Here is a 2,765-nt window from a genome sequence, read left to right as displayed (position 1 = left end):
ATATCAGGGAAATAGTATTTTATAATATTTTGTTTCGCTATTTGTGCGGTTTTATTTTTTAAATACAAATATATCAATATCTTATGTAGAAAGAAAAGTCAAATAACGAAACACGTATAGGGTTGGTTAAGCGAAATTTTCCGTATATTCGTTTCGTTAAAACAGATGTTATGGGCCATTTTTGAATGACAATGCGAATAGATACAGACAAACAAATGAATTTACTTAGTGATAAGAACGTTGCAATAATTGGTGGTGGACCCGTTGGACTGACTATGGCAAAATTATTACAGCAAAACGGCATAGACGTTTCAGTTTACGAAAGAGACAACGACCGAGAGGCAAGAATTTTTGGTGGAACCCTTGACCTACACAAAGGTTCAGGTCAGGAAGCAATGAAAAAAGCGGGATTGTTACAAACTTATTATGACTTAGCCTTACCAATGGGTGTAAATATTGCTGATGAAAAAGGCAATATTTTATCCACAAAAAATGTAAAGCCCGAAAATCGATTTGACAATCCTGAAATAAACAGAAATGACTTAAGGGCTATCTTGTTGAATAGTTTAGAAAACGACACGGTTATTTGGGATAGAAAACTTGTTATGCTTGAACCTGGTAAGAAGAAGTGGACACTAACTTTTGAGAATAAACCGAGTGAAACAGCAGATTTGGTTATTCTTGCCAATGGCGGGATGTCCAAGGTAAGAAAATTTGTTACCGACACGGAAGTTGAAGAAACAGGTACTTTCAATATACAAGCCGATATTCATCAACCAGAGATAAACTGTCCTGGATTTTTTCAGCTATGCAATGGAAACCGGCTAATGGCATCTCACCAAGGTAATTTATTATTTGCTAACCCCAATAATAATGGTGCATTGCATTTTGGAATAAGTTTTAAAACACCTGATGAATGGAAAAACCAAACGCAGGTAGATTTTCAAAACAGAAATAGTGTCGTTGATTTTCTTCTGAAAGAATTTTCCGATTGGGACGAACGCTACAAAGAATTGATTCATACGACGTTGTCATTTGTAGGATTGGCTACACGGATATTTCCTTTAGAAAAGCCTTGGAAAAGCAAGCGCCCATTACCCATAACAATGATTGGGGATGCCGCACATTTGATGCCGCCTTTTGCAGGGCAGGGAGTAAATAGTGGGTTGGTGGATGCCTTGATATTGTCTGATAATCTAGCCGATGGAAAATTTAATAGCATTGAAGAGGCTGTTAAAAATTATGAACAGCAAATGTTTATCTATGGCAAAGAAGCACAAGAAGAATCAACTCAAAACGAAATTGAAATGTTTAAACCCGACTTTACGTTTCAGCAATTGTTAAATGTATAAAATGGAATAAAACGGCACATAACAAACAAATTGGCAATAGAGCCGGTGAAGTACTTCTATTGAACTTTTGTGCAATGTTGAAGATTAGTAATTCTATTCAACATTTGTGCTAAAAGTCGGCTCCATCGCCAATTTGCCAGCCGTTATGTGTAATTTTAGCCGCAAACGCAGTTAAAACAAAAAGGCTCCGAATTTCGGAACCTTCTTTTTATCATTTCATTTTTCTAAAAAACTTGTACAACAAATCGATTTTATTTGAACAAAGAATTGGCATTGCTTCAAAAAGGGTTTCTTCATCCCATTCCCACCATTTCATTTCCTGCAATTTTTGGATGTCATCATCACTAAATCTCTTTTTTATCAATTTGGCTGGATTTCCCCCTACAATTGAATAAGGTTCAACATCTTTTGTAACCAAAGCACGACTGCCAATAACAGCTCCATCTCCTATCTGAACTCCTGGCATTATCATAGCTTCACTACCAATCCAAACATCATTCCCAACAACTGTATCTCCTGCTTTTTGAAATCCATCTTGGCTTTTACTGAAAACATCAAATTCAGACATATAAAAAAATGGAAAACTGGAAATCCAATCATATTTATGACCTTGATTACCTGCCATTATGAAACTTGCACCGCTCCCTATTGAACAATAAGAACCGATAATTAGTTTATCGACATCATTCCTGTCCGGAAACAGATAACGAGCACAATCGTCAAATGAATGACCGTGATAATAACCAGAATAATAAGAATATTTACCCGAAATTATATTGGGATTAGTTATGTGGTCTTTGATTATTTTTCCTTTAAAAGGACTTTCGAAGTAATTTTTCATTATTTAACATATTTAATTTACAATAAGAGACAATAAGGAAACGAAGAATAATACTAAACTATTCTCTTCCTATACGTTGCGTAAAGTAAATTTGCTAATCTGATAATTTCATCTGACAAAGATACTAAAAAACTACACATAACATCGCATTGGCAAAATGGCGGGTTAAGTTCAAAATTCAACTTTTGTGCTTTTTATTCCGCCGAATGTGTCCCACATTCAGCTTTTTTTTAATAATTTAGCTTCTGTGGAAACACATCGGCTACGTCACTGCTAAATTGAACTTTCGGTTCAATTTATCCGCCACTTCGCCAATGCGTTTCCCGTTGAGCGGAAATCCCTTCGGGCTTCCCGCTCAACGTAGCCGGCGCTTGACGGAGTCCAGCCCTACGGGACTGTCCTCTAACACGCGCTTGGCGCAATTGCGCCAGCACGTGCGCCAAGCGCCGGCTACGTTGTACGACATAGTAAAACCGAACCAAACAAAATGAAAGTCAGAGAAGAAAAGTTAAGAACAATTATAGAATGGTCGGAGAAAAACGAAGATGTAAGAGTTCTTCTTCTGACAAGTT

3 protein-coding genes are annotated in these 2,765 nt (G+C 36.7%); 1 reads left to right on the top strand and 2 read right to left on the bottom strand.

Annotated features, from left to right (window positions below; genetic code table 11):
* Nucleotides 1–185 precede the first annotated feature (185 nt).
* On the top strand, nucleotides 186–1,352 hold the full coding sequence (locus tag LKO28_RS15295; RefSeq protein ID WP_008651082.1) for a tetracycline-inactivating monooxygenase Tet(X2): 1,167 nt from the start codon (nucleotides 186–188) through the stop codon (nucleotides 1,350–1,352).
* A gap of 211 nt (nucleotides 1,353–1,563) precedes the next feature.
* On the opposite strand, the gene catB is transcribed toward LKO28_RS15295, so the two are convergent.
* Both catB and LKO28_RS15285 read right to left on the bottom strand, forming a co-directional pair.
* Complete coding sequence (gene catB, locus LKO28_RS15290; RefSeq protein WP_010256763.1) at nucleotides 1,564–2,193, bottom strand: type B chloramphenicol O-acetyltransferase; 630 nt, start codon at nucleotides 2,191–2,193, stop codon at nucleotides 1,564–1,566.
* 296 nt (nucleotides 2,194–2,489) lie between these two features.
* Nucleotides 2,490–2,675, bottom strand: coding sequence for a hypothetical protein (locus LKO28_RS15285; RefSeq protein WP_227695902.1), 186 nt, complete (start codon nucleotides 2,673–2,675; stop codon nucleotides 2,490–2,492).
* Between the last annotated feature and the right edge of the window lie 90 nt (nucleotides 2,676–2,765).

The sequence above is a fragment of the Sphingobacterium sp. FBM7-1 genome (genome assembly GCF_020687765.1).
In the GTDB taxonomy this organism is placed as follows: Bacteria; Bacteroidota; Bacteroidia; order Sphingobacteriales; family Sphingobacteriaceae; genus Sphingobacterium.
The sequence above is the reverse complement of the archived record's forward strand: the minus strand, read 5'-3'. Positions and strand labels throughout refer to the sequence as shown.

What these genes read in the sequence shown, in the direction of transcription:
- catB (WP_010256763.1), bottom strand. Translation starts at nt 2,193, where the DNA reads ATGAAAAATTACTTCGAAAGTCCTTTTAAAGGAAAAATAATCAAAGAC.
- LKO28_RS15295 (WP_008651082.1), top strand. Translation starts at nt 186, where the DNA reads ATGACAATGCGAATAGATACAGACAAACAAATGAATTTACTTAGTGAT.